At 70.9% G+C, this 26,119-nt stretch carries 22 protein-coding genes; 15 read left to right on the top strand and 7 right to left on the bottom strand.

Features of this window, described 5'->3' with window-relative positions; translation table 11 throughout:
- Positions 1-306 precede the first annotated feature (306 nt).
- The 14 genes from IE252_RS24390 to IE252_RS24325 all read left to right on the top strand — a co-directional run bounded on the left by IE252_RS24390 (position 307) and on the right by IE252_RS24325 (position 14,805).
- The gene (locus IE252_RS24390) at positions 307-636 is read left to right on the top strand and encodes a TcmI family type II polyketide cyclase (protein ID WP_067162612.1); all 330 of its coding nucleotides are present in this window, start codon (positions 307-309) and stop codon (positions 634-636) included.
- A complete protein-coding gene (locus IE252_RS24385; RefSeq protein WP_190091610.1) occupies positions 633-1,907 on the top strand; it encodes a beta-ketoacyl-[acyl-carrier-protein] synthase family protein in 1,275 nt (424 codons plus the stop codon). Before IE252_RS24390 ends, IE252_RS24385 begins: the two co-directional genes overlap by 4 nt.
- Positions 1,904-3,118 carry a ketosynthase chain-length factor gene (locus IE252_RS24380; RefSeq protein WP_190091609.1) on the top strand — a complete coding sequence of 405 codons (1,215 nt, stop codon included), beginning with the start codon at positions 1,904-1,906 and terminating at the stop codon, positions 3,116-3,118. The genes IE252_RS24385 and IE252_RS24380 overlap by 4 nt, the downstream gene beginning before the upstream one ends.
- A gap of 101 nt (positions 3,119-3,219) precedes the next feature.
- Positions 3,220-3,486, top strand: coding sequence for an acyl carrier protein (locus IE252_RS24375; protein ID WP_190091608.1), 267 nt, complete (start codon positions 3,220-3,222; stop codon positions 3,484-3,486).
- Between the two features lie 23 nt (positions 3,487-3,509).
- Complete coding sequence (gene fabG / locus IE252_RS24370; protein ID WP_190091607.1) at positions 3,510-4,295, top strand: 3-oxoacyl-ACP reductase FabG; 786 nt, start codon at positions 3,510-3,512, stop codon at positions 4,293-4,295.
- A 29-nt stretch (positions 4,296-4,324) separates the two neighbouring features.
- Entirely contained in the window at positions 4,325-5,260 is a 936-nt protein-coding gene (locus IE252_RS24365; RefSeq protein WP_190091606.1) for an aromatase/cyclase, read from the top strand.
- A gap of 6 nt (positions 5,261-5,266) precedes the next feature.
- Entirely contained in the window at positions 5,267-6,742 is a 1,476-nt protein-coding gene (locus IE252_RS24360; RefSeq protein ID WP_190091605.1) for an FAD-dependent monooxygenase, read from the top strand.
- Between the two features lie 109 nt (positions 6,743-6,851).
- Positions 6,852-8,339 carry an FAD-dependent monooxygenase gene (locus IE252_RS24355; protein ID WP_444545958.1) on the top strand — a complete coding sequence of 496 codons (1,488 nt, stop codon included), beginning with the start codon at positions 6,852-6,854 and terminating at the stop codon, positions 8,337-8,339.
- A gap of 130 nt (positions 8,340-8,469) precedes the next feature.
- Complete coding sequence (locus IE252_RS24350) at positions 8,470-9,348, top strand: alpha/beta hydrolase (RefSeq protein WP_190091603.1); 879 nt, start codon at positions 8,470-8,472, stop codon at positions 9,346-9,348.
- Between the two features lie 12 nt (positions 9,349-9,360).
- Positions 9,361-10,641: an MFS transporter gene (locus IE252_RS24345; protein WP_190091602.1), complete on the top strand. Its 1,281-nt coding sequence runs from the start codon at positions 9,361-9,363 to the stop codon at positions 10,639-10,641.
- Entirely contained in the window at positions 10,638-11,309 is a 672-nt protein-coding gene (locus tag IE252_RS24340) for a 4'-phosphopantetheinyl transferase family protein (RefSeq protein ID WP_190091601.1), read from the top strand. The genes IE252_RS24345 and IE252_RS24340 overlap by 4 nt, the downstream gene beginning before the upstream one ends.
- 59 nt (positions 11,310-11,368) lie before the next feature.
- Entirely contained in the window at positions 11,369-12,949 is a 1,581-nt protein-coding gene (locus tag IE252_RS24335) for an acyl-CoA carboxylase subunit beta (RefSeq protein WP_190091600.1), read from the top strand.
- A gap of 28 nt (positions 12,950-12,977) precedes the next feature.
- A complete protein-coding gene (locus IE252_RS24330; protein ID WP_229848766.1) occupies positions 12,978-13,274 on the top strand; it encodes an acyl-CoA carboxylase epsilon subunit in 297 nt (98 codons plus the stop codon).
- A gap of 730 nt (positions 13,275-14,004) precedes the next feature.
- Positions 14,005-14,805: a response regulator transcription factor gene (locus IE252_RS24325; RefSeq protein WP_371655131.1), complete on the top strand. Its 801-nt coding sequence runs from the start codon at positions 14,005-14,007 to the stop codon at positions 14,803-14,805.
- Between the two features lie 328 nt (positions 14,806-15,133).
- On the opposite strand, the gene IE252_RS24320 is transcribed toward IE252_RS24325, so the two are convergent.
- From IE252_RS24320 to IE252_RS24290, 7 genes are all read right to left on the bottom strand, one after another.
- Positions 15,134-15,535 (bottom strand): GNAT family N-acetyltransferase, encoded by a 402-nt coding sequence (locus IE252_RS24320; RefSeq protein WP_190091599.1) that lies wholly within the window; start codon positions 15,533-15,535, stop codon positions 15,134-15,136.
- On the bottom strand, positions 15,519-16,805 hold the full coding sequence (gene purB, locus IE252_RS24315) for an adenylosuccinate lyase (RefSeq protein WP_190091598.1): 1,287 nt from the start codon (positions 16,803-16,805) through the stop codon (positions 15,519-15,521). Before purB ends, IE252_RS24320 begins: the two co-directional genes overlap by 17 nt.
- A 52-nt stretch (positions 16,806-16,857) precedes the next feature.
- Positions 16,858-18,354 (bottom strand): glutamine synthetase family protein, encoded by a 1,497-nt coding sequence (locus IE252_RS24310; RefSeq protein WP_190091597.1) that lies wholly within the window; start codon positions 18,352-18,354, stop codon positions 16,858-16,860.
- A 3-nt stretch (positions 18,355-18,357) separates the two neighbouring features.
- Positions 18,358-19,737: an amidase gene (locus tag IE252_RS24305; protein ID WP_190091596.1), complete on the bottom strand. Its 1,380-nt coding sequence runs from the start codon at positions 19,735-19,737 to the stop codon at positions 18,358-18,360.
- A 33-nt stretch (positions 19,738-19,770) separates the two neighbouring features.
- Positions 19,771-21,690: a hypothetical protein gene (locus IE252_RS24300; RefSeq protein WP_190091595.1), complete on the bottom strand. Its 1,920-nt coding sequence runs from the start codon at positions 21,688-21,690 to the stop codon at positions 19,771-19,773.
- Entirely contained in the window at positions 21,687-22,037 is a 351-nt protein-coding gene (locus tag IE252_RS24295; protein ID WP_229848764.1) for a 4Fe-4S dicluster-binding protein, read from the bottom strand. The genes IE252_RS24300 and IE252_RS24295 overlap by 4 nt, the downstream gene beginning before the upstream one ends.
- 659 nt (positions 22,038-22,696) lie before the next feature.
- Complete coding sequence (locus IE252_RS24290; RefSeq protein WP_190091594.1) at positions 22,697-23,629, bottom strand: sigma-70 family RNA polymerase sigma factor; 933 nt, start codon at positions 23,627-23,629, stop codon at positions 22,697-22,699.
- 238 nt (positions 23,630-23,867) lie between these two features.
- Between IE252_RS24290 and IE252_RS24285 the strand changes: the two genes are divergently transcribed.
- On the top strand, positions 23,868-26,057 hold the full coding sequence (locus IE252_RS24285; protein WP_190091593.1) for an MMPL family transporter: 2,190 nt from the start codon (positions 23,868-23,870) through the stop codon (positions 26,055-26,057).
- The last annotated feature ends 62 nt before the right edge of the window (positions 26,058-26,119 follow it).

Below are 26,119 nucleotides of genomic sequence, written 5' to 3'. Positions count from 1 at the left end.
GACGACACCTGACGCCGACGTGACAATTTCCGTGCGCTCAGCTGCTCATCGCTGCCGGTTCTCTGACATGGCTGCGGTGTATTTGCGGAACCTGACCGAACCGGACGTAGACCTGAACCGGGGCGCCTTGAACGGCGAGCGGGATCAGAAGACCCTTGAATACATGATCCGGGGCGTGGTTCGCCACCGCTGATCCTCTCGCTCAACTCCCGTTCATGGCCCTCGTATCCGGGCGCGTCCGACGTCGTACGCGCGAGGAGGAAGGCCAGTGCCGGATCAACCGCAACCGCTGAGGAGCGAATACGTATGCACAGCACGCTCATCGTCGCCCGCATGGAACCCGGTTCGAGCACCGACGTCGCCAAGCTGTTCGCCGAGTTCGACGCGACGGAGATGCCGCACCGGATGGGAACGCTGCGCCGCCAGCTGTTCTCCTACCGGGGCCTCTACTTCCACCTGCAGGACTTCGACGCGGACAACGGCGGTGAGCTGATCGAGGCCGCGAAGAACGACCCGCGGTTCATCGGGATCAGCAACGACCTCAAGCCGTTCATCCAGGCGTACGACCCGGCCACCTGGCGCTCGCCCGCCGACGCCATGGCCGCCCGCTTCTACAACTGGGAGGCGGGCGCGTGACAACGCCTCGCAGGGTCGTCATCACGGGGATGGAGGTGCTCGCCCCGGGTGGAATCGGCACCAAGAACTTCTGGAGCCTCCTCAGCGAGGGTCGCACGGCGACGCGCGGGATCACCTTCTTCGACCCCACGCCGTTCCGCTCCCGGGTGGCCGCGGAGATCGACTTCGATCCGTACGAGCACGGTCTGAGCCCGCAGGAGGTCCGGCGCATGGACCGCGCCGGGCAGTTCGCGGTCGTCGCCTCGCGCGGCGCGGTCGCCGACAGCGGCCTCGAGCTCGCCGGTCTCGACCCGTACCGCGTCGGCGTCACCGTCGGCAGCGCGGTCGGCGCGACCATGGGCCTCGACGAGGAGTACCGGGTCGTCAGCGACGGCGGCCGGCTCGACCTGGTGGACCACGAGTATGCCGCCCCGCACCTCTACAACCACCTGGTGCCGAGCTCGTTCGCGGCCGAGGTGGCCTGGGCCGTCGGGGCCGAGGGCCCCAGCACCGTGGTCTCCACCGGCTGCACCTCCGGCATCGACTCGGTCGGCTACGCCGTCGAGCTGATCCGCGAGGGCTCCGCCGACGTCATGATCGCCGGTTCCTCGGACGCGCCGATCTCGCCGATCACCATGGCGTGCTTCGACGCGATCAAGGCCACGACGAACCGCTACGACGAGCCGGAGACGGCCTCGCGGCCGTTCGACAACTCGCGCAACGGCTTCGTGCTCGGCGAGGGCACCGCCTTCTTCGTCCTCGAAGAGCTGGAGAGCGCGGTCAAGCGCGGCGCCCACATCTACGCGGAGATCGCCGGCTACGCCACGCGCTCCAACGCGTACCACATGACCGGACTGCGCCCCGACGGCGCGGAGATGGCCGAGGCGATCCGCGTGGCGCTCGACGAGGCGCGGATGAACGGCGACGAGATCGACTACATCAACGCCCACGGCTCCGGCACCAAGCAGAACGACCGCCACGAGACGGCGGCCGTCAAGCGGATCCTCGGCGACCACGCCTACCGGACGCCGATGAGCTCCATCAAGTCGATGGTCGGGCACTCGCTCGGCGCGATCGGCTCGATCGAGATCGCCGCCTCGGCGCTCGCCATGGAGTACAACGTCGTGCCGCCCACGGCGAACCTGCACACGCCCGACCCCGAGTGCGACCTGGACTACGTCCCGCTGACCGCCCGCGACCGGAAGACCGACGCGGTCCTCTCGGTCGGCAGCGGCTTCGGCGGCTTCCAGAGCGCCGTGGTGCTCGCCCGTCCCGAGAGGAAGCTCGCATGACGTCGTCCGTGGTGGTCACCGGCCTGGGGGTGGCGTCCCCCAACGGGCTCGGCATCCAGGACTACTGGGCGGCGACCGTCGGTGGCAAGAGCGGCATCGGCCGCATCACCCGCTTCGACCCGTCGTCCTACCCGGCCAAGCTGGCCGGCGAGGTCCCGGGCTTCGTCGCGGAGGACCTGCTGCCGAGCCGACTGCTCCCGCAGACCGACCGGGTGACCCGGCTCGCGCTGGTCGCGGCCGACTGGGCGCTCGCCGACGCGGGCATCACCCCCGCCGAACTCCCCGAGTTCGACATGGGCGTGGTGACCGCGAGCGCGGCCGGCGGCTTCGAGTTCGGCCAGGGCGAGCTCCAGGCCCTGTGGTCCAAGGGCAGCCAGTACGTCTCGGCGTACCAGTCCTTCGCCTGGTTCTACGCGGTCAACAGCGGCCAGATCTCCATCCGCAACGGGATGAAGGGCCCCAGCGGCGTGGTCGTCAGCGACCAGGCCGGCGGTCTCGACGCGGTGGCGCAGGCCCGGCGGCAGATCCGCAAGGGCACCTCGCTGATCGTCTCCGGCGCCATCGACGCCTCGGTCTGCCCGTGGGGCTGGGTGGCCCAGCTGGCCAGCGACCGGCTCTCCACCAGCGAGGAGCCGACCCGCGCCTACCTGCCCTTCGACCGCGAGGCCGCGGGGTACGTGCCCGGCGAGGGCGGCGCCATCCTGATCATGGAGGACGCCGAGGCGGCCCGCGCCCGCGGCGCCCGGATCTACGGCGAGGTCTCCGGCTACGGCTCGACCATCGACCCGAAGGCCGGCTCCGGCCGTCCGCCCGGGCTGCGCAAGGCCATCGAACTCGCCCTGGCCGACGCCGGGGTCGCACCGGGTGACGTGGACGTGGTCTTCGCCGACGCGGCCGCCGACCCCGAGCTCGACCGCCAGGAGGCCGAGGCGCTCAACGCCGTCTTCGGCACCCGGGGGGTCGCGGTCACCGCGCCCAAGACGATGACCGGACGCCTCTACTCGGGCGCGGCCCCGCTGGACCTGGCCGCCGCCTTCCTCGCCATCAAGGACGGGGTCATCCCGCCCACCGTGCACATCGACCCGGCCGCCGAGTACGACCTCGACCTGGTCCTGGGCGAGCCGCGCACCGCCGAGGTGCGCACCGCGCTGGTCGTCGCCCGCGGCTACGGCGGCTTCAACTCCGCCGTCGTCGTCCGTGCCGCCGCATAGCCGGTACGCAACCGCTCCACCGCACCACCTGTCCACGCACCACCGCTGAACACCACTGCGACCAGCCCCTGCGGCACGCCGTACAGAGGAAGGGAAATCCCATGGCCACCACGTTCACCCTCGAGGACCTGAAGCGCATCCTGCTCGAGGCAGCGGGCGCCGACGAGGGCGTCGACCTGGACGGCGACATTCTGGACACCGAGTTCGAGGTCCTGGGATACGAGTCGCTCGCGCTCCTGGAGACGGGCGGCCGGATCGAGCGTGAGTACGGCATCTCGCTGGACGACGACGCGCTGACCGACGCCACCACGCCGCGCGCCCTCATCGACGTCGTCAACGCCCAGCTGTCCTCCGCGTCCGCCGCCTGAGCCACAGACTAAGGAAGAACGACATGACCGAGAACACCGCACGGGTCGCACTGGTGACGGGTGCCACGAGCGGCATCGGGCTCTCCGTGGCCCGGCTGCTCGCCTCCCAGGGCCACAAGGTCTTCATCGGCGCGCGCAACGCCGAGAACGTCACCGAGACCGTCAAGCAGCTCCAGGGCGAGGGTCTGGAGGCCGACGGCTCGGCCCTCGACGTCACCGACGCCGACAGCGTCAAGGCCTTCGTCCAGGCCGCCGTCGACCGCTTCGGCACCGTCGACGTGCTGGTCAACAACGCCGGCCGGTCCGGTGGCGGCGTCACCGCCGACATCGAGGACGAGCTGTGGGACGCCGTCATCGACACCAACCTGAACAGCGTCTTCCGGGTCACCCGCGAGGTCCTCAACACCGGCGGCATGCGCCACAAGGACCGCGGCCGGATCATCAACATCGCCTCCACCGCGGGCAAGCAGGGCGTCGTGCTCGGCGCCCCGTACTCGGCCTCCAAGCACGGCGTGGTCGGCTTCACCAAGGCGCTCGGCAACGAGCTCGCGCCCACCGGCATCACGGTCAACGCCGTCTGCCCCGGTTACGTCGAGACGCCGATGGCGCAGCGCGTGCGGCAGGGCTACGCGGCCGCGTACTCCACCTCCGAGGACGCGATCCTGGAGAAGTTCCAGTCCAAGATCCCGCTCGGCCGCTACTCCACCCCGGACGAGGTCGCGGGTCTGGTCGGCTACCTGGCCTCCGACACCGCCGCCTCCATCACCGCGCAGGCGCTCAACGTCTGCGGCGGCCTCGGCAACTTCTGATCCGCCACACACCCGAAGGAGGAGCGGTTATGACGACCCGTGAGGTCGAGCACGAGATCACCATCGACGCCCCCGCCGCCGCGGTGTACCGGCTGCTGGCGGAGGTGACCAACTGGCCGCGGATCTTCCCGCCCACGATCTACGTGGACCAGGTCGGTGAGCACGACAACCACGAGCGCATCCGGATCTGGGCCACCGCCAACGGCGAGGCCAAGAACTGGACCTCGCACCGCGAGCTGGACCCCGAGGGCCTGCGCATCACCTTCCGCCAGGAGGTCACCACGCCTCCGGTCGCGGCGATGGGCGGCACCTGGATCATCGAGACCCTGGCCGAGAACTCCTCGCGCGTGCGGCTGCTGCACGACTACCGGGCGATCGACGACGACCCCGAGGGCCTGGCCTGGATCGACGAGGCGGTCGACAAGAACAGCCGCTCGGAGCTGGCCGCGCTCAAGCAGAACGTCGAGCTGGCGCACGCCACCGAGGAGGTGACGTTCTCGTTCACCGACACCGTCATCGTCCAGGGCTCGCCCAAGGACCTGTTCGACTTCATCAACGAGGCGAACCTGTGGTCCGAGCGGCTGCCGCACGTGGCCGTGGTCCGGCTGACCGAGGACACCCCCGGGCTCCAGACCCTGGAGATGGACACCCGCGCCAAGGACGGCTCGGTGCACACCACCAAGTCGTACCGGGTGACCTTCCCGAACCACAAGATCGCGTACAAGCAGATCACGCTGCCCGCGCTGATGACCCTGCACACCGGGATCTGGACGTTCGAGGAGACCCCGGAGGGCACCGCCGCCTCCTCGCAGCACACGGTCACGCTCAACACGGACAACATCGCGAAGATCCTCGGCCCCGAGGCCACCGTCGCGGACGCCCGTGAGTACGTGCACACCGCGCTGTCCACCAACAGCACGGCCACGCTCAACCACGCCAAGACGTACGCCGAGTCGAAGGGCTGATCCCGCATGACCACCACGGACCGCCCAGACACCCAGGTCATCGTCGTCGGCGCCGGACCCGTCGGGCTGCTGCTCGCCGGTGAGCTGCGGCTGGGCGGAGCCGACGTGGTCGTACTGGAACAACGGGCCACGCCCACCACGGAGTCGAGGGCCTCCACGCTGCACGCCCGCACCATGGAGCTCCTCGACAGCCGTGGCCTGCTCGACGTCTTCGGGACGCCGCCGAACGAGCCGCGCGGCCACTTCGGCGGCATCCCGATGGACCTCACACTGCCCAGCCCCTACCCCGGGCAGTGGAAGATGCCCCAGACCCGGACCGAGGCCCTGCTCCAGGAGTGGGCGCTCTCGCTGGGGGTGGACATCCGGCGCGGGCACGAGCTGCGCGGGGTGTCCGACCGGGGCGACTTCGTCGAGGCGACGGCGGCCGGGCCCGAGGGCACGGTCGTGGTGCGCGGTGGATTCCTCGTCGGGTGCGACGGCGAGGACTCCACCGTGCGCCGCCTCACCGGGGCCGAGTTCCCCGGCAACGACGCCGGCCGCGAGCTGCTGCGCGCGGACGTGGCCGGAGTCACCATCCCCAACCGCCGCTTCGAGCGGCTGCCCGCCGGGCTCGCCATCGCGGCGACCCGCGACGGGGTCACCCGGGTCATGGTGCACGAGTTCGGCTCCCAGGCCGAACCGCGCACCGGAGACCCGGAGTTCGGCGAGATCGCGGCCGTCTGGAAGCGCGTCACCGGCGAGGACATCAGCGGCGGCACCCCGCTCTGGGCGAACTCGTTCGGCGACGCCAACCGCCAGCTCACCCGGTACCGCAGCGGCCGGATCCTGTTCGCCGGGGACGCCGCCCACCGCCAGATGCCGATCGGCGGCCAGGCCCTCAACCTCGGCCTCCAGGACGCCTTCAACCTGGGCTGGAAGCTGGCCCTGCACCTCGGCGGGTCGGCCCCCGAGGGCCTGCTCGACACGTACCACACCGAGCGCCACGAGGTCGGCCGGCGGGTCCTGTCCAACATCAGGGCGCAGGCCATGCTGCTGCTCGGCGGCCCCGAGGTGGAGCCGCTGCGCTCGGTGCTCACCGAACTCCTCACCCACGACGACGTCCGGGCGCACCTCGCCGGGATGATCAGTGGTCTCGACATCCGCTACGACGTCGGCGGCCCGGAGCACCCGCTGCTCGGCGCCCGGCTGCCGGACGCGGGCCTGACCACCGGCGAAGGCCCGGTGAACACGGCCCAGTTGCTGCGCACCGCACGCGGTGTACTCCTCGATCTGTCCGGCGGCGGTGCGGCGCTGCCGGACACCTCCGGCTGGGCGGACCGGGTCACGGCCCTCCCGGCCGCGCCGGAGAGGGACGGCGCCCTCGACGGCGTGGGCGCCGTCCTGGTGCGGCCCGACGGGCACGTGGCCTGGGCGGGCGCGCCCGACACCGACGGCTCCGGGCTGCGGGAGGCCCTGGAGCGCTGGTTCGGCCCCTCCCACTGACCTCCCGCAGGCACAACCCCCCACCCCCGCGCACGACCGTACGACTCCTCAGCACGACAGGGCACGACAGGGCACGTCCAGGAAAGGGAACACTATGGAGGGGACAGCCGTGGACACCGATGTCATCATCGTCGGCGCGGGTCCGACCGGTCTCATGCTCGCCGCCGAGCTGCGGCTCGGCGGGGCGCGGGTCGTCGTCGTCGAGCGGCTGGCGAAGCCCACCGGGCAGTCCCGCGGCCTGGGCTTCACGGCCCGCGCCATGGAGATCTTCGACCAGCGCGGACTGCTGCCCCGCTTCGGGCAGGGCGAGACGCTGGAGATCAGCCCGATGGGCCACTTCGGCGGGGTGCAGTTCGACTACACCGTCCTGGAGGGCGGGCACTTCGGGGCGCGCGGCATCCCGCAGTACAAGACCGAGGCGGTCCTGGAGGAGTGGGCGGCCGAGCTGGGCGTCGACATCCGGCGCGGCTGGGACTTCCTGGAGCTGACCGACGGCTTCCTGGACGGCGACGACGTCGAGATCACCGTCCAGACGCCCAACGCGGTGCGCAAGCTGCGCGCCTCCTACCTGGTGGGCGCCGACGGCGGCCGCAGCGTGGTGCGCGAGGCCGCCGGGTTCGACTTCCCGGGCACCTCCGCGACCCGGGCGATGTTCCTCGCCGACGTCACCGGCTGCGAGCTGCGCCCGCGCTTCCTGGGAGAGCGGCTCAACAACGGCATGGTGATGGCGGCCCCGCTCGCCCCGGGCGTGGACCGGATCATCGTCTGCCCCGACAACGCGCCCGCCCGCGCCAGCGGCGAGTCGGTCTCCTTCGAGGAGGTCGCCGCCGCCTGGCAGTCGATCACCGGTGAGGACATCTCGCACGGCGGCGCCGAGTGGGTCAGCTTCTTCAGCGACGCCACCCGCCAGGCGTCCGAGTACCGGCGCGGCCGGGTCCTGCTGGTCGGCGACGCCGCCCACATCCACCTCCCGGCCGGCGGCCAGGGCCTGAGCACCGGCGTCCAGGACGCGGCCAACCTCGGCTGGAAGCTGGCCGCGGAGATCGCCGGGACCGCGCCGGAAGGGCTGCTCGACACGTACCACGGCGAGCGGCACCCGGTGGGTGCGCGGCTGCTGATGAACACCCGCGCCCAGGGCATGGTCTTCCTCGGCGGCCCCGAGGCCGACCCGCTGCGCCAGCTCTTCGGCGAGCTCATCCAGTACGACGACGTCAAGCGCCACCTCGCCGGGATCGTCAGTGGTCTGGACATCCGGTACGAGCTGGGCGGCGAGCACCCGTTGGTGGGGCGCCGGATCGCGCACCGCACGCTGGTCCTGGCGGACGGCGAGACCAGCACGACGGCGCTGCTGCACGCGGCCCGCGGGGTCCTGCTCGACCTGGGCGACTCCTCGGCCGTACGGGGCGCCGCCGCCGCGTGGCAGGGGCGGGTCGACGTGGTCACCGCCTCGGCCAAGCCGGTGGACGGCGGCACCGATCCGCTCGCGGGTACGGGTGCCGTGCTGGTCCGGCCCGACGGATATGTCGCCTGGGCCGGGGACGACGTCCCGGGCCTGGAGGCCGCGCTCGGGCAGTGGTTCGGTCCGGCGGGTTCGTGACGCGGGAGAGCTCGGTTCTGAAGGCGGTGTCGCGTCTGCGGGCCGTCGGTGGCCGGTCGTGCGGTTCCCCGCGCCCCTTCAGGGGCGCGGGGCCGCGGCCGAACGAACCTCAACGCAAACGGGGGCTTTGATGGAAAGCACGCTCGCACCGGCGGTCGTTTCGCAGGGTGTCCGCAGGATCACCCTGGACGCGGGCGGTGTCACCCTGTCCGCGCTGCTGTGCGAGCCGGAAGGCACCCCCCGCGCGACCGTCGTCGCCGTCCACGGCGGTGGCATGAGCGCCGGGTACTTCGACGGCCAGGCCCACCCAGAGCTGTCCCTGCTGACGCTGGGCGCCCGGCTCGGCTACACCGTCCTGGCCGTCGACCGGCCCGGCTACGGGCAGTCCGCCGCCCAGCTGCCCGACGGCCTCACCGTCGCCGAGCAGACCGACGTGCTGCGCGCCGGGATCGACGACTTCACCGCCAGGTACCCGACGGGCGCGGGCATCCTGCTCGTCGCGCACTCCTTCGGCGGCAAGCTCGCCCTGTCGGCCGCCGCCCACTGCACCGGCGACGGCCTCCTCGGCCTCGACATCTCCGGCTGCGGCCACCGCTACGCCGTCACCCCGGGCGTCATCCGCAAGGGCCTCAAGCACATCGCCCGGCACTGGGGGCCGCTGCGGCTCTACCCGCCGAACACGTTCCGCAGCAGCGGCTCCCTGGTGGCGCCGATGCCGGAGCGCGAGGCGAGCGAACTGCCGCGCTGGCCCGAGCTGTTCGCGGCCCTCGCGCCGCGCGTCCGCATCCCCGTCCGGCTCACCTTCGCCGAGCACGAGGGCTGGTGGCTGCACGGCGACAAGGACCTCGCCGACCTCGCCGCCCAGCTCACCGCCGCCCCCCGCATCGTCGTCGACCGCCAGCCGGACGCGGGCCACAACATCAGCCTCGGCTGGGCGGCCCGCTCCTACCACCTGCGCACGCTCGCCTTCCTGGAGGACTGCATCACCAGGGCGGGACGCGATGCCTGACCATCCGAGCCTATGACCAGCACCTTCGCCCATCCCTTCCGCTCCCTGGCGGTCCGCAACTTCCGGCTGTTCGCGGCCGGGCAGGTCGTCTCCGTCGCGGGCACCTGGATGATGGTCGTGGCCCAGGACTGGATCGTCCTCGGCCTGGCCGACAACTCCGGCACCGCCCTCGGCGTCGTCACCGCGCTCCAGTTCACGCCGCTGCTGCTGCTCACCCTGTACGGCGGGCGCCTCGCCGACCGCTACGACAAGCGGCTCCTGCTCACCTGCGCCAATCTGGCGTCCGGCGTGCTGGCCCTGGTCCTGGCGCTGCTGGCGTTCGCGGACGCCGTGCAGCTGTGGCACATCTGGCTGTGCGCGTTCGGCCTCGGGGTCGTCAACGCCGTCGAGGTGCCGACCCGGATGTCGTTCGTCAGCGAGCTGGTCGGGCCCGAACTGCTCCCGAACGCCTCCGCGTTGAGCGCCGCGTACTTCAACACCGCCCGGGTGGTCGGCCCCGCCCTCGCGGGGCTGCTCATCACCGGCTTCGGCACCGGCTGGGTGATGCTGTTCAACTCCGTCAGCTATCTGGCGACCGTGATCGGGCTGCGGATGATGCGGCCCGGTGAACTCCTGCTCGGCGCGCGGCAGGACACCCGGCCGCGGGTGGTCGACGGGCTCAAGTACGTGGCCGGGCGCCGGGACCTGAAGCTGCCGCTCGCCCTCGTCGGGGTGATCTCGCTCTTCGGGCTCAACTTCCAGCTCACGCTTCCGCTGTACGCCAAGACCGTCTTCGACGCCGACGCGGCCTCCTTCGGGCTGCTCACCACCGGGTTCGCGGCGGGCTCGCTGATCGCCGCGTTCGCCACCACCGCGCGCCGCAGCCGTCCCACCAGCCGGCTGGTGGTGGGCGCGGCCCTCGTCTTCGCGGTCCTGGAGACGGTGGCGGGCTGGGCGCCGAACTTCGCGGCCGCGATCGTGCTGCTCTCGCTCACCGGCGGCGCCACCATCTTCTTCGTCCAGGCCGTCAACCACCGCGTCCAGCTCGGCAGCGACCCGCAGTACCGGGGCCGGGTGATGGCGCTGTACACCCTGATCCTCCAGGGCTCGACCCCGCTGGGCTCGCTGCTCATCGGCTGGCTCGCCGAACACCTGGGCGCCCGCTCGGGCTTCTACGTCGGCGGTCTGGTCTCGCTGGCGGCCGCGCTCACCGCGCTGGCGTACGACCGGCGCGGCGGGCGCGTGGAGCCCGTCGAGGAGCCCGCGGGGGACCCGGAGCAGGGCGGCCCCGTCCACGAGGCGGTGCGCCGGTGAACGCGACCCGTACGCCGCTGCGCGCGGCCCCCGCGGCCGGGCGGCTGCACCTGCTGGTGTTCCGGCCGCCCGCCGAGGAGGTGGCGCGGGTGTGCCCGCTGATGCAGGCGCTGGACGAGATGGAGGCGGCGCGCGCGGCCTCCTACGTCTCCGCGCGCGACCGGACCCAGTACGTGGCCGCGCACGCCACCCTGCGCGGGCTGCTCGCCGAGTACACCGGCCTCGAACCCGGCCGGATCGTCCTCGGCCGCAGCGAGGAGCCGTACGGGAAGCCGCAGTTGATCGATCCGCCCGTGCCGCTCCACTTCAACCTCTCGCACAGCCACGGCCTGATCGCCATCGGGGTCGCGGCGGCTCCGGTGGGCGTCGACGTCCAGCGCGTGCCGTCGCCCGAGGCCGTCGAGATGGTGCTGCCCCGGCTGCACCCGCAGGAGCGCGAGGAGCTGCGCGAACTGCCCGCGGCCGAGCGGACGGTGGCGTTCGCCCGGCTGTGGACCCGCAAGGAGGCCTATCTCAAGGGCCTGGGCACCGGACTCACCCGCTCACCCGCGGCGGACTACCTGGGCGACCGCAACGCCCGAGGCCGCCCGCACGGCTGGACGGTGCGCAACGTGCCCGTACAGCCCGGCTACGCCGCCGCGGCGGCGCTGCGCAACCACCCGACGTGACCGCGAAGGCCGTCGACTCCGCACCAAGGATCCGCAACCTACAGGGGGAACCGAACACCATGCCGACCACGCCGACCACACAGTCCTCCGCCGAGGTCTCCGACCGGCTGGACGAACTCAGCGAACGCAAGGAACAGGCCGTCCGCGGCCCGAGCGACAAGGCGACCGAGGCGCAGCACGCCAAGGGCAAGCTGACCGCGCGCGAGCGGATCGAACTCCTCCTGGACAAGGGCAGCTTCACCGAGGTCGAGCAGCTCCGGCGGCACCGCGCCACCGGCTTCGGCCTGGAGGCCAAGAAGCCGTACACGGACGGTGTCATCACCGGCTGGGGCACGGTCGAGGGCCGTACGGTCTTCGTCTACGCCCATGACTTCCGCATCTTCGGCGGCGCCCTCGGCGAGGCCCACGCCTCCAAGATCCACAAGCTGATGGACATGGCCATCGCGGCCGGTGCGCCGCTGGTGTCCCTGAACGACGGCGCCGGCGCCCGTATCCAGGAGGGCGTCTCGGCGCTCGCGGGCTACGGCGGCATCTTCCAGCGCAACACCAAGGCCAGCGGGGTGATCCCGCAGATCAGCGTGATGCTGGGGCCGTGCGCGGGCGGCGCGGCGTACTCGCCCGCGCTCACCGACTTCGTCTTCATGGTCCGCGAGACCTCGCAGATGTTCATCACCGGCCCGGACGTCGTCCAGGCGGTGACCGGCGAGGAGATCTCGCAGAACGGTCTGGGCGGCGCGGACGTGCACGCCGGGGTCTCGGGCGTGGCGCACTTCGCGTACGACGACGAGGAGACCTGCCTCGCCGAGGTCCGCTATCTGCTGTCGATGCTGCCGTCCAACAACCGGGAGATGCCGCCGCTGGCGCAGACCTCGGACCCGGTGGACCGCGAGGGCGCGGCGCTGCTCGACCTGGTGCCCGCCGACGGCAACCGCTCGTACGACGTGCGCGGCGTCATCGAGGAGCTCGTCGACGACGGCGAGTACATGGAGATCCACGCGGCCTGGGCGCCCAACCTGGTGGTGGCCCTGGCCCGGCTCGACGGCCACGTCGTCGGGATCGTCGCCAACCAGCCCTCCGCCATGGCGGGCGTGCTTGACATCAAGGCGAGCGAGAAGGGCGCGCGGTTCGTCCAGTTCTGCGACTCCTTCAGCATCCCGCTGATCACCCTCGTCGACGTCCCCGGGTTCCTGCCGGGCGTCGACCAGGAGCACGACGGCATCATCCGGCGCGGCGCGAAGCTGCTGTACGCGTACTGCAACGCCACCGTTCCTCGTATCTCGGTGGTGCTGCGCAAGGCGTACGGCGGTGCGTACATCGTGATGGACTCGCGCTCCATCGGTGCCGACCTCTCGTTCGCCTGGCCCACCAACGAGATCGCGGTGATGGGCGCCGAGGGCGCGGCGAACGTGGTCTTCCGCCGGGAGATCGCCGCCGCCGAGGATCCCGACGCGATGCGCAAGCAGAAGATCGACGAGTACAAGAACGAGCTGGTGCACCCCTACTTCGCGGCGGAGCGCGGTCTGGTCGACGACGTCATCGACCCGCGCGAGACCCGCTCGGTGCTGTGCCGCTCGGTCGCGATGCTCATCGCCAAGGACGCGGAACTGCCCCGCCGCAAGCACGGCAACCCGCCCCAGTAGGCCCGACTCCCGTAGAGAGGTGACCGACATGAGCGAGATGACCCAGTTCACCGAGCCCGCCACCGAGCCGGCCGCGCCTGCCGAGATGACCCTGGAGCACTGCCGTGAGCTGCTGAGAGTGGAACGCGGTAATCCGGATCCGGAGGAACTGGCGGCGCTGGCCGCGCTGTTCTTCGCACACTTCTCGGCCATGGAGGCCCGGGCGGAGGCGGCCCGGGTGATGATCCCGAGGCAGCGCCGCTCCGCGAGCTGGCGCCGCACCGACCGGGCGACGGGCTTCGACGGCCCGCGCACCTGGCGGGCGGGCGGCCCGGTGCTCGCCTGACGAAAATTACTGACGGTCCGTCAATTCACGGCCGTCCCGCGCTTTTCCCTCGTGGGGAGCGGTGCACAGCGCCCCGAGCGGGCCGTCCGGACAGGGCGGTCCCGCCCGGGGCGCGCCGCTGTTCAGGGCCCCCGGACTTTACTTGACACAGACTCTCCCGGACGACCATTCTGTGCGGTGAATGGGGGTCTTCGTCATGCAGGTGTTGCCGTACTGCAAGCTACAGCCCGATCACAGGGAGCGCTGGGGGGCGCGAGCCGCGCCCGACTGAGGCGCAGTACCGGCGAATTCAAGCCATCGGCCATCGTGACGTCACTTGGACACCTGTTATTTAACTTGTTGTCAGCAGACTCGCCTGAATTCTGTAAACCTCCAGGCCGATGTGGCGAACATCATGTCATGGCATCGTCAACGTCAGAGCTGCGCCAAGATGGCCGGATTATGCGAGTCGCGGCGAGTTACCCTTGGTTGAATCACTCCTGGTCGAATCAACTGATCCTCCAGTGTTCCGCTTCCGCATGGCGGAGACTGGTTGACGGGGGCCCCCAGTCGTGATCACGTATGGAAACGAAGAGGCGCTCTGTCCGATCTCGCTCAATAACCGACACAGTTTATTTGTTATTTGCTCGAACCTCTTTGAATTCCGTAGCAACGGTCTGTAGGTTCGTCGGTGTTCGCAGTGAGATCCGGATCGGATCTCGTATTGGACTCACTCAGATGGGGGAGGGACATGACTCGCGGGGGAGGCATGACTCAGAGTTCGTCAGAGGCAGTGCTGGAGCCTCATATACCTGTCCAGCGTGGTCCAGGGGGACCACACCTGATCGAAGAGGGCGTGTCGGAAGCGGTGCGCAGGGTGGCCGGCCTCTCCCGGGGCCGGCGGATCCTCGTGGTCGACAGCGACGTCGACGGCGCGGAGTCCCTGGTGTGCCGGCTGCGTCGGCACGGCCACGAAGCCATCGGCGTCAAGAGCGGCAGCACCGCGCTGCAGGCCTACGAGGACGTCGATCTCGTCCTGCTCGACCTGGAACTTCCGGACCTCGACGGCCTGGAGGTCTGCCGGGCCATCCGCTCGGTCAGCGGCATCCCGGTGATCATCGTGACGGCCCGCGGCTCCGAGCTCGACTGCGTCCTCGGCCTCCAGGCCGGCGCGGACGACTATGTGGTCAAGCCCTACGGCTTCCGGGAATTAATGGCACGGATCGAAGCCGTCATGCGTCGCGCGAGGTTCCAACCGCCTGTTGCCAGAGAGATCTTGCACGGGCGGTTGCGCATTGACGTGAGCTCCCGCGAGGTGAGCCTGGACGGCCGCGAGGTGGGGCTGACCCGCAAGGAATTCGATCTGCTCTGCCTGCTCGCCTCCCATCCGGACACGGTCATTCCGCGCAAGCGCCTGCTCCAGCAGGTCTGGGGCGACTCCTGGTCGCGCCGCACTGTCGACACCCATGTCAGCAGTCTTCGCGGCAAACTGGGCGACAGCGGATGGATCATTACCGTGCGCGGGGTCGGTTTCAAGCTGGGCAACGGGTGAATTTCCGCCTTTCCGCCCGCCGGAAACAAGAGAAAAACAAGTTGAACAACCGTCATATTCTCGAAGAATTCTTTGGTGCGGCAGCCTGATAATGGCTACCAAGGGTAAGACGGGTTTTCGGCCGGGGCCTCCGGGGCAATGACATTGCCCCGGAGGCCCCGCCGCATTACCAGGTGTCCACCGGAACATCAATTCCGTGCAACACCCGTATTGCACACTTCGCGCACCCCCGTGCACACCTCCGTAGACACCCTCGTGTACAGGAAAAGGCCCCCGCGGCCGGACGAGCCGGACCGCGGGGGACTTCGGGCGTACTGCCGCCGGTTTCCTACGGGTTGAGGACCCAGGCGGAGTTGTGCTGGGTGAAGCCGATGTGCGGGTAGTACTCCACCGCGGCCGGCGCCGACAGCAGGATGACCTTGGCCTGCGGGGCCTCCTTCTGCGTGGCGTCGATCAGCGCCCGGCCGATCCCCGAGCGCTGGTAGTCGCCGCTCACCGCGATGTCCGAGAGGTACGTCGCGTAGCTGAAGTCGGAGATGCTGCGGGCGATGCCGATCAGCCTGCCCTCCGCGCGGGCCACGACCACGAGATTGGCGTTCCGCACCATGGCGGCGAACCGCGTCACGTCCTCGATGGGACGGCGCTCACCGAGCCCGGAGGAGCGGTAGACCTCGAGGACCTCGTCGAGGTCCAGGTCCGCACCCTCCACACGCTCAATCTTCCAGGTCACGAAGTTGCTCCAATCGATCGAGAATCACGCCGTGGTTGACGAGGAAACGCTCCGGGCGCAGCTGGCCGATGTCCATGCCCTCCTGGCGCAGCGTGTCCCCGAAGTGCTCGCCGGTGGCGATCGTACGGTTCGCCGCGGACTGGACCGCGCGGTAGGCCTTCTCCCGCTCCACCCCGTCCGCGAGCAGGTCGGCGAGGACGGCCGAGCTGTACACCAGACCGTCGGTGCGGTCGATGCCCGCCCGCATCCGGTCCGGGAACACCTTGAGGTCGCGGACCAGTTGGGTCGCCATGGTGGCCTGGAAGTGGCCCACCGCCAGCGCGTCCGGCAGGATCACCCGCTCCACCGACTGGTGGGCCAGATCGCGCTCGTGCCACAGCGCCACGTTCTCCAGCGCGGTGGCCGCGTAACCGCGCAGCAGCCGCGCCAGGCCGTTCAGGCGCTCGCTGGTGGTGGGGTTCCGCTTGTGCGGCATGGCGCTGGAGCCCTGGTACGCGGAGGTGCGCTGCTCCTCCACCTCGCGGACCTCGGTGCGCTGCAGCAGCCGCAGCTCCAGGGCGACCTGCTCGATGCTCGCGCCGAGCAGGGCGACGGCCTGGAGCAGCTGGGCGTGCCGGTCGCGGGCGACGACCTGGCTCGGCGCGGGCTCCACACCGAGCCCGAGCTCCTCGCAGACGTACGCCTCCACCGAGGGGTCGATCAGTGCGTACGTGCCGACCGAGCCGGAGATGGTGCCCACCGCGACGGCCTTGCGGGCCGCCTTGAGGCGGGTGAGCGAGCGGTCCACGGAGAACGCGAACTGCGCCAGCTTGTGGCCGAACGACGTCGGCTCGGCGTGCACCCCGTGGGTGCGGCCGACGATCACCGTCTCCCAGTGCTCAAGGGCCCGCTCGACCAGGACCTTGCGCAGCTCCACGCCGGCCGCGAGCACCAGGTCGGTGGCGCGGGCCAGGTTGTAGCCGAGGGAGGTGTCGACCAGGTCGTAGCTGGTCATGCCGAGGTGGACCCAGCGGGCCGACTCGTCGGGGATGCCCTCGCAGTAGGCGGCGAGGAACGAGAGCACTTCGTGGTCGCGCTCCCGCTCGATCTCCTGCACCCGCTCGGGGGTCGGGACACCGGCCCGCCGCATGTCCTCGACGGCGTCCTCGGGCACCCGGCCCAGGCGCACCTGGGCCTCGGAGGCGAGGATCTCCACCCGGACCCAGGTCGCGTAGCGCGCCTGGTCCGAGAAGATGTCCGCCATCGCGGGCAGGGTATAGCGGGGAATCATATGGGCCAGCACCCCCAGGGTGAGCTTGTCGACAGGTGGTTCGGACGGGCCATCAGTAGGCCTCGAAGTATTCGCGCTGCTCCCACTCGGTGACCTGGCCCTCGGCGGGCCGCTCCTGGGCGCGCCACGCCTCGAAGCGGGAGAACTCGCTCTCCTTGAGCTTGGCCAGGGTGGCCGCCAGCGGCTTGCCGAGCAGCTCGGCGCCCTGACCGGCCCGGAAGGCCTCCAGGGCCTCGCCGAGGTTCTGCGGCAGGGTCTCGTGCGCACCCTCGGCCGGGCGGGGGGCCGCGCCCACGGTGGCGGTGAGCCCGTCGAAGCCCGCGGAGAGCTGGGCCGCCAGGGCGAGGTACGGGTTGGCGGTGGGCTCGCCGGTGCGGTTCTCGACGTGGGTCGCGGAGCCGCCGCCGACCACGCGGAGCATCACGCTGCGGTCCTCGTAGCTCCAGCCGATCCGGGTCGGCGAGAGCGAGAACTCCGAGCTCAGGCGGCGGTAGCCGTTGACCGTGGGCACGGAGAGCAGGCACAGGTCGCGGGCGCGGGCCAGCAGGCCGTCGATGTACGCCTTGCCCTGGTCCGAGATGCCGCCGCCCTCGGCCGCGAAGATGTTGCGGCCGGTCGCGTCCATCACCGACTGGTGCAGGTGCCAGCCGCTCGGGTCGAAGCTGTCGACGCGCGGCAGCGACATGAAGGTGGCGTGGTAGCCCTGCCGCGTCGCGGTCTGCTTGACCAGGGTGCGGAACAGCAGCATCGCGTCGGCGGTGTCCAGCGCGTGCATCGGGTTGAAGGTCGTCTCGATCTGGCCCGGGCCCGACTCGTGCTCGATCGACCGCAGCGGCAGGCCGAGTTCGAGCAGCTTGAGGGCGAGCGGGCTGGTGAAGTGGGCGACCGAGTCGTAGTTGGAGTCCAGGTTGAACTGGTAGCCCGAGTTCACCGCCTCGACCTGGGGGGCCGCGCCCTGGAGGCCGAAGCCGTTGCCCGCGTTTCCGGGGGGACCGGGCAGCCGCTTGGTCAGGTACCACTCGACCTCCAGGCCCAGCACCGGCGTCAGGTCGCGGGCCGCGTACCGGGCGACGACCTGGCGCAGCACGTTGCGCGCGGAGAGCGGGTGCGGGGAGCCGTCGCGCAGGTACTCGTCGCCGAGCACCCAGGCGGTGCGCGGCCCCTCGTGCGGCAGCAGCTGGAAGGTCAGCGGGTCCGGCACCAGGACGAAGCTGCCCGCACCGGCGATCTCGTCGACCCCGACGCCCGGGTCGGAGAGGTAGTCGAGCGCGGCCGCGTGGCCGGTGTCGAAGATGAAGGGCCCCGAGCTGAAGTCCATGCCGTTGCGCAGGACCGAGCGGAACGCGTCGGCGGTGAGCGTCTTGGAGCGGGCCAGACCGTGCGGGTCGCCGAAGACCAGGCGGACGAGGTCGACCTCGTCGAGCGACGCCTCGATCTGCTCGGCGGCGGCGGCCTGTTCATCGGTCCAGAGGCCGAACTCGGTGACGAACGCGGGGCGTCCGACACCGCCCGACTCGGAGAAGGGGCGGGACCACGACCGGGAGAACATGGTTTACAGGATCCTTTCGGTTACTCGGTCCGGCGCGGCCGGCAGGGGCCCGAGGTCCGCCTCGAGACGGCGTGCGGCTGACAGGACCAGATCGTCCGCCCCGAACGGGCCCACGAGTTGGAGCCCCACCGGGAGTCCGGCGCGGGTGAGCCCGGCCGGGAGCGAAACGGCCGGCTGGCCAGTCATATTGAAGGGATACGTGGCGGGTGTCCACGCCAGCCAGAGCAGGTCCTCCGGACGGTTCGCCCACTGGGGGCCGATCGCGTGGGGGTCGAACGGCTCGATGGGCACGGTGGCCATGGCCAGCAGGTCGTACCGGTCGAAGATCTCGTGCAGTCTGGTGCGCAGTGCGAGCCGCACCTCCTCGGCCCGCATCACGGTCGCGCCGCTGAGCGTGCGCCCGTGCCGGACGATCGCGAGGCGGCCCGGGTCGCACCACTCCTCGTCGGCGGGCGAGGTGGAGGCGGCGTCGCTGGCGGCGAGGATGTCGACGAGCGCCGGGTACGGGTCGCGGAAGGGCACCTCGATGCGCTCGACGCGGTGGCCCTGCGCGCTGAGCGCGGGCAGCGCCTGCTCGCTGACCCGGCGGATCTCCGGCGAGGTGCCCGGGAACTCGATCCACCCGATCCGCAACGAGCGCCGCTCGCCCGGGACTTCGGTCGCGCCGATCAGCGAGTCCGGGTCGCCCGGGTGCCCGCCGGTGATCACCGAGGCGAGCTCGATGACGTCCGGCACGGTCCGCGCGATCGGCCCCTGGTGGGAGAGCCGGTCGGCGCAGGCGGGCACGTAGGGGACCTTGGCGAACGACGGCTTGTAGCCGACGACGCCGCAGAACGCGGCGGGGATGCGGATGGAGCCCGCGCCGTCGGTGCCGAGCGCGCCCGAGCCGAGGCCCGCCGCCACCGCGGCCGCGGCGCCGCCGCTGGAGCCGCCGGCGGTGAGCTCGGGGTCCCACGGGTTGCGGGTGGGCGGGGCCACCCGGCTCACCGTGGAGCCGCTCCAGCCGTACTCCGACGTGGTGGTCTTGCCCACCACGACGGCACCGGCGGCCCGCAGCCGGGCGACCGAGGGCGCGTCGGCCCGGGCCCGCCGGTTCTCCAGGAGGGACCCGCGGGCGGTGGGCAGGTCCCCGGTCTGGATGAGGTCCTTCACCGAGACGGTGATGCCGAGCAGCGGCTGCCGCTCGAACGCCGCCCGGCCCAGCTCGCGGATCCGGGCGTCGGCCAGCTCGGCTTCCCGGACGGCCTCGTCGCCCGCGACGGAGACGAACGCGCCGAGCTCGATGTCGGTCTTCTGGATCGCGGTGAGGACCGACTGGACGTGCTCGGCCGCGGTGAGCTCGCCCCGGGCGAGGAGCTCGCGTATGTCACCGATGGAGGTCAACGGATCTCCTTGCAAGGACAGGTGGGACGCCGGTCACGACACCGGGTGCGGCTGCTTGGCGCCCGCCGCCGCGGCCTGGACCGACTTGAGGTGCCACTCGGAGTCGAAGGCGGTGACCTCGATGTCCTCGCCCGCGGCCACCAGCGCGGCGGCGGCGCTCATGGCGCTGGCGATGAACCCCGAGGTGCGGTGCGCGGCGAGCAGGTCGGACTCGTTGAACGGGGTGCCGTCGCAGCGCAGCAGACGCAGGTCCATGAACCCGTTGAACTTCTGCCCCATCACCTCGACCGACTGCGGGCTGCGGATGCTGAAGCGCACCTTCGACGCCACATGGCCGTGGTGGTGCTGGTCGGAGTAGAAGGCGACGTCGGGGATGGTCGGCGGGATGAAGTGGTCGCGCTCCACCACGGCGGGCACCTTGGGCAGGTTCCCGGCGATGAAGTGCCAGGAGTTGTACTGCATGCGGGACGACATCGCCCAGGCGTTGTCGGCCAGTTGCAGCACCGAGTCCTCGTAGTGGCGCTTGGCCGACGGGGCGGGCACCACACAGCAGAAGAAGTCGGTGATGTCCCACTTGGTGATCTCGGCGTAGCTCTGCTCTCGCAGGGCGCGCATGAGTTCGGGGAGGGAACGCATGCCCCGGCTCATCGCGAAGTCGGCCTGGAAGACGTCGGTCGCACCGGACACCGTCTCGTACACCAGGGCTTCGAGCCCGGTGCCGAAGTCGCCGTGCGGCCGGGCGAGCCAGCCGGGGGAGGCGGTGAGGCTCGCGCTCAGCTCCTCGAAGGTGGCGCCGGTCAGCGGTAGCCGGTCGCGCAGCCGCGCGGTCATGTCCGCCTCGCGCTGCTTCGACGCCTCGCCGTACGGCCCGGCCAGGCGCTCGATCTTGTGCATCAGCGCGCCGTGGATCTCGCGGTAGAGCTGGGCGTTGGGCAGTACGTGTCCGACGCGGCGCTCGCGCAGCGCCACGGCGAGGGTGTTCAGCGCCTCGACCCGGTGGGTGGGGGCGGCCGGGACCGGCTCGCCGCCGGGCACCGCGTTGTAGTTGCGGCGGGTGCGCTCCAGCATGAACGCCAGGTGGTCCAGGGTGAGCTGGGTGCCGTTGGCCTCCTCGATCCGGCCGGCGCCCGCCGACCGCACGAGCAGGGTGAGGCAGACGACCAGCATCGCGTCGTGGTCGGACCAGCGCTCCATCTCGACGCCGAGCAGGCTGCTGAACGTCTCGCTCGGGTGGCCCGCCCACAGGGTCTTGCCGATGAGGTTGTTGCCCTCGCGGAAGTTGGTGTAGAGCTTCCCCTCCTGGTGGAGGACGAAGGGGGCGGTCCGCAGCGCGGACTCCCGCACCGTCTCCAGGAGTTCGTCGCGGGCCTGGGTGCCGAGCGCCGCCAGCCACTGGCGGCAGTCGACGACCTGGTCGGCGTAGCGGGCGGCCGCGCGGTTGACCTCGCTCTCGTAGTCGAGCAGGTCCTGCGCCGACCACGGCACCTCGATCACGCCGTCGACGAGGTTCTCCTCGTCGGCGAGCGAGCCCTGCGAGGGGACGCGGATGACGATGCGGCCGGTGCTGGTCAGACCCAGCTCGCCCAGGAACGCCGGGCGCTCCAGGGTGTCGCGCGCCGGGGCGGCGAGGTCCTCCTCGCGCCACGAGATGCCGCAGAGCACCTTGAGCGCGGCCTCGTCGGCGGTGCGCAGCGCGCGCAGCTGGACGTCGGCGGGGACGTGGCCGTCCAGGGTGAGCAGGGCGGTCACCGCGGTCCGCAGGTCGGGAGCCTCGACGGCCGTCTCCCAGGCGCGCTTGAGGAGGGTGGGGAAACCGGCCTCCTCGTCCTTGAGGCGGTCCGGCTTCGGCGTGGCGCCGGCCACCGCGCCCAGGCGGCTGGGCCGGCGGCTCTGCCGCTTCTTGGCGTTGATGGCCCGGCGCGAAGTGCCGTTGCGCTCAGCGAAACTGGTCATGACACACCCTCAGCGGTAAGCCCGATGTGGTTCCACATCTCGTCGGTCGTCGGGGTCCAGTCCTCGTCCACGTAGATGCAGTCGACGGGGCACTCCAGGACGCACTTGGGGCAGCCCGAGCAGAGCTCGGGGATGATGACGACGTCGAGCCCGTTGTCGAAGATGGCGTTGAACTCGGGCGGGCAGGCACGCAGGCAGGTGTCGCAGGTGATGCACTCGGCCCGCTCGATGCGGCGCGGCGGCTTCTTCCACGTCTCGCTGCGGGTGCGCTCGGCGATCACCTTGTTGCGCCCGGATACCGAGCCTTCCACCTCGTCGAGTGAGTCGTCCGAAGTATTCGTGGGCATGTGGCCCCCCTCTTGTCCTGTATCGCTCGTGACCACGTAAGAGAGCATCAATAGCGGCGCCGCACCTGGGCGACGTCGGCCAGAATTACACGGAGGCCCGCTTCCTGGGAATGCCGGGCGAGCGGTGTGCAGGCGCGGATCAAAACGTGTGGTGGATTCCTACTGGAGGGAATCTTGAATCGCGCGGACTCTTGATAATCCCCGGTTCCGCAAGGGGGCGCAATATGCTCAAGTCACCGCGCGGCGGCCGTTCGTACGACGGGCACGGGATCCCGTGAGGATCCCGGTTGACCTGCGGTTACGGGGGAATCTGGGCGACGGGTGCGGGCGGCGGGGCCGGGCCGCGGCCGCCGCACCGTACGAAGGTATACGGGAAGCGCGCCCGTGCAACCGCGGAAGTTTCGCAGTCGAACACCTTGCGCGCGCACCGTGATCTGTCAACTCCGTACGCGTTCGTTTACTGGTGTCACCCTACCGTTTTCCGGGATTTGTGTCCGTTATCTCGGACGTGCACATTCCGTCCCGCCGGACTTTGGGTGAAGCAAAGGGAATCCCGGGCGGGTGATTGATGGGAAGGCGCTCCGGGGACATCCCGCCTGACAACGAGAAGCGGCGCGCCACCGGGCCCGATGCCCGGTGGCGCGCCGCCTTTGTGCTGCTCAGTCGCCGAGGATCGTCAGATCGGTCCGGCTGAGCCGGTCGGGCGCGGCCCGCATGTCGATGCCGGTGATCCGCTCGTCCACGATCGTGAAGCCGAAGACGACCCGCGGTCGGCCGCGCGGCGCCCACACCGCGCCCACCGACCCGTCCACCAGCGCCAGTTGGGCGTAGCGGGCCCGCCCCGAGAACGTCTTCGCCACCGAGTCCGCCCCCCGCACCTCCGTCGGCGCGCCCACCGCCACCGCCTCCGGATCGGCGTGCAGCACCACGTCCGGGGCGAGCATCGCGATCAGCGTGTCGAAGTCGCCGCCGCGCGAGGCGGAGAGGAAGGAGTCCACTATCCGCCGCCGCCGGTCCGGGGCGTCCGGCAGCGGGTCGACGCTCTGCACCCGCACCCGCGCCCGGCCCGCGAGTTCGCGCGCCTCCCGCGCGTCGGCGGCGCCGACGATCGGTGCGATCTCCTCGTACGGCAGCCCGAAGAGGTCATGCAGGACGAACGCCATCCGCTCGGCCGGGTCAAGGGTCTCCAGGACCACCAGCAGCGCCAGGCCCACCGAGTCCGCCAGCAACTCCTCGTGGGCCGGGCCCATCCCGGCCAGCTCCGCCGCCAGTACGCCCGGCACCGGGTCCGCCAGGTCGTCCGGCGCACGGCGCGCGGCGGGCACCCGCGGCAGCAGGGGAGCCTCCGGCGAAACCGTTCTGCGCGAGCGCAGCCGGTCAAGGGAGACGTTCGCGACCACCGTCATCAGCCAGGCGGGCAGACCCCGGACACCCTCGTCCGTGGCGTCGTCGCCGCTGTCGATGATCTGTAACCACGCTTCCTCGACGGCTTCGTCGGCCTCGTTCAGCGTCCCCAGCATCCGGTACGCCACGGCCCGCAGATGCGGCCGGTTCTCCTCGAAACGCCGCGCCAGCCATTCGCCGTCGTCCATCGGTCACATTCCTCCGTCGCGCTCCGTCAGTGAGTGACGAACGCGTCACGGTCATACCCTCTGGCCACGTTCCGTCATACCAGTGACGAACAAAACCCAGCTCATGTGACAGGAAGAGGTACCCCGATCGAGTCGAGGCGATCGGGTCGTACAGGGGAGGCCCCTCGAACAACCGGAGTTCGACCGAGCCCTGAGCGGCACACGAGCGCGCAGGACTCCCGACCCTTAGCGAGCAGTCATGACGACGCATCCTCCATCACCCAGGAAGTCCCCCGAGGAGCCGCCGCCCCCGTCCACGACGTCGTTCACCCACAGGTACGCGAAGGCCGTCGCCGGCCGCCGCGCCAAGTGGGCCGTCCTCGTGCTGTGGGTGCTGCTCATCGGCGTGGGCGGATCCCTGGCGGCCAAGCTGGGCGACGTCCAGAACAACGAAGCCCAGACGTGGCTGCCGAAGAACGCGCAGGCGACGAAGGCGGTGAAGATCGCCGAGGACTACTTCGCGGACAAGGGCCGCCTCGGCTCGGTCGTCGTCTACGCGCGCGAAGACGGCCTCACCGAAGCCGACTTGGCCAAGGTCAACAGCGACCGCGAACGGTTCGTCGCGGACAAGCTCGCGGCGGCGGAGATCCCGCAGGTCACCGTGGCCTCCGACAAGAAGGCCGCGTTCCTCAGCGTGCCCATCAAGTCGGACAAGAGCGACAACAGCGTCCTCGGCGACGGTGTGAAGGACCTGCGCAAGGCGGCGCAGAAGAACGCGCCGGACGGCCTCGACGTCCGGATCACCGGCCCGGCCGGCAGCATCGCCGACTTCATCGACGTCTACTCCGGCATGGACGGCGCGCTGATGGGCGCCACGCTCGGACTCGTCGCGATCTTCCTGCTGTTCACCTACCGCAGCCCCATCCTCTGGTTGATCCCGCTCCTCTCGGTCGGCCTGGCCAGCCAGGTCGCCAGCGCCGTCGTCTACCTCCTGGCCAAGCACGCCGGGCTGACGGTCAACGGACAGAGCGCGTACGTACTGATCGTCCTGGTCCTGGGCGTCGGCACCGACTACGCGCTGCTGCTGATCGCCCGATATCGCGAGGAGCTGCACCGCCACGAGGACCGGCACGAGGCGATGGTGTACGCGCTGCAGCGCTGCCTGCCCGCCATCACGGCGTCCGCGGCGACCGTCGGCATCGCCACGCTCTGCCTGGTGTTCGGCTCGATGAACTCCACCCGGGGCCTCGGCCCGGTCGTCGCCCTCGGCGTCGTCATCGTCTACTTCGCGATGACCACGCTGCTGCCCGCGTTCCTGGTGATCCTGGGCCGCTGGGTGTTCTGGCCGTTCACCCCTCGCTACTCGGCGGAGTATGTGGACGCGAGCGTCGAGAAGGAGCACGGCTTCTGGGGGAGGATCTCCGGCTTCGTGGGCCGCAGGCCGCGTCCGATCTGGATCGGTACGGTGCTGGTCCTCGGGGCGCTGGCGTTCGGCGCGATGTCGCTGTCCACCGGGCAGACCCAGGCCGAGCAGTTCACCAAGAAGGTCGACTCGGTGGCGGGCCAGGAGCTCCTGTCCGACCACTTCCCGGCCGGCTCGTCGGCGCCCGCCGACGTCTACGTCAAGGACGCGGGCGCGGCCGCCGCGCTCTCCACGGTCCAGGGCGTGCCCGGCGTCACCAGCGCGACCAGCGTGGCGTCCAGGAACGGCTGGACGCACATCGAGTCCGTCCTGAAGAACGCGCCGGACACCCAGGCCGCCCGGCAGACCATCGACCGCATGCGCACCGCGCTCGACCGCAGCTCCGGCGAGGCCGGGGACGCGGTGGTCGGCGGCCAGACCGCGATCGCGCTCGACACCTCCGACGCCCAGGGCAAGGAGGAGAAGGTACTGATCCCGCTCATCCTCGCGGTGGTCCTGATCATGCTGATCATCCTGCTGCGGGCGCTGGTGGCGCCGCTGATGCTGCTGCTGTCGGTGGTGCTCTCGTACACCGCGGCCGTGGGAACCGCGGCGCTGCTGTTCCACGCGGTCGGGTATCCGCGGATCGACCGGGGGCTGCTGCTGTTCGGCTTCCTGTTCCTGGTCGCCCTCGGTGTCGACTACACCATCTTCCTGATGACCCGGGCCCGGGAGGAGGTCGGCAAGCGCGGCCACCGCGACGGCGTCCTCACCAGCCTCACCGTCACCGGCGGCGTGATCACCTCGGCGGGCCTCGTCCTCGCCGCCACCTTCAGCGTCCTCGCGGCGATCCCGACGGTGGCCTCGCTGCAGCAGGGCCTGCTCGTCGCGGTCGGCATCCTGCTGGACACGTTCATCGTCCGCAGCCTGCTGATCCCGGCGCTCGCCCTGGAGCTCGGCCCGAAGTTCTGGCGCCCGGGGCACCCCGAGCGCGACGAGGCGGACCTCCCGGTCAGGCCGCGCGCCGAATCGGCACGCCTGGGCTGACCCCGTACGTACGACACACGCACCGGCTCGTACGTGCGGTCCTCGATCGCGGGCGCACCGCT

The sequence above is a fragment of the Streptomyces melanogenes genome (assembly GCF_014649795.1).
Taxonomy (GTDB): Bacteria; Actinomycetota; Actinomycetes; order Streptomycetales; family Streptomycetaceae; genus Streptomyces; species Streptomyces noboritoensis.
The sequence above is the reverse complement of the archived record's forward strand: the minus strand, read 5'-3'. Positions and strand labels throughout refer to the sequence as shown.

Coding starts and splice junctions, on each gene's coding strand:
- IE252_RS24390 (WP_067162612.1), top strand. CDS start 307: ATGCACAGCACGCTCATCGTCGCCCGCATGGAACCCGGTTCGAGCACC.
- IE252_RS24380 (WP_190091609.1), top strand. CDS start 1,904: ATGACGTCGTCCGTGGTGGTCACCGGCCTGGGGGTGGCGTCCCCCAAC.
- IE252_RS24375 (WP_190091608.1), top strand. CDS start 3,220: ATGGCCACCACGTTCACCCTCGAGGACCTGAAGCGCATCCTGCTCGAG.
- fabG (WP_190091607.1), top strand. CDS start 3,510: ATGACCGAGAACACCGCACGGGTCGCACTGGTGACGGGTGCCACGAGC.
- IE252_RS24365 (WP_190091606.1), top strand. CDS start 4,325: ATGACGACCCGTGAGGTCGAGCACGAGATCACCATCGACGCCCCCGCC.
- IE252_RS24360 (WP_190091605.1), top strand. CDS start 5,267: ATGACCACCACGGACCGCCCAGACACCCAGGTCATCGTCGTCGGCGCC.
- IE252_RS24350 (WP_190091603.1), top strand. CDS start 8,470: ATGGAAAGCACGCTCGCACCGGCGGTCGTTTCGCAGGGTGTCCGCAGG.
- IE252_RS24345 (WP_190091602.1), top strand. CDS start 9,361: ATGACCAGCACCTTCGCCCATCCCTTCCGCTCCCTGGCGGTCCGCAAC.
- IE252_RS24335 (WP_190091600.1), top strand. CDS start 11,369: ATGCCGACCACGCCGACCACACAGTCCTCCGCCGAGGTCTCCGACCGG.
- IE252_RS24330 (WP_229848766.1), top strand. CDS start 12,978: ATGAGCGAGATGACCCAGTTCACCGAGCCCGCCACCGAGCCGGCCGCG.
- IE252_RS24325 (WP_371655131.1), top strand. CDS start 14,005: ATGACTCGCGGGGGAGGCATGACTCAGAGTTCGTCAGAGGCAGTGCTG.
- purB (WP_190091598.1), bottom strand. CDS start 16,805: ATGATTCCCCGCTATACCCTGCCCGCGATGGCGGACATCTTCTCGGAC.
- IE252_RS24310 (WP_190091597.1), bottom strand. CDS start 18,354: ATGTTCTCCCGGTCGTGGTCCCGCCCCTTCTCCGAGTCGGGCGGTGTC.
- IE252_RS24300 (WP_190091595.1), bottom strand. CDS start 21,690: ATGACCAGTTTCGCTGAGCGCAACGGCACTTCGCGCCGGGCCATCAAC.
- IE252_RS24295 (WP_229848764.1), bottom strand. CDS start 22,037: ATGCCCACGAATACTTCGGACGACTCACTCGACGAGGTGGAAGGCTCG.
- IE252_RS24290 (WP_190091594.1), bottom strand. CDS start 23,629: ATGGACGACGGCGAATGGCTGGCGCGGCGTTTCGAGGAGAACCGGCCG.
- IE252_RS24285 (WP_190091593.1), top strand. CDS start 23,868: ATGACGACGCATCCTCCATCACCCAGGAAGTCCCCCGAGGAGCCGCCG.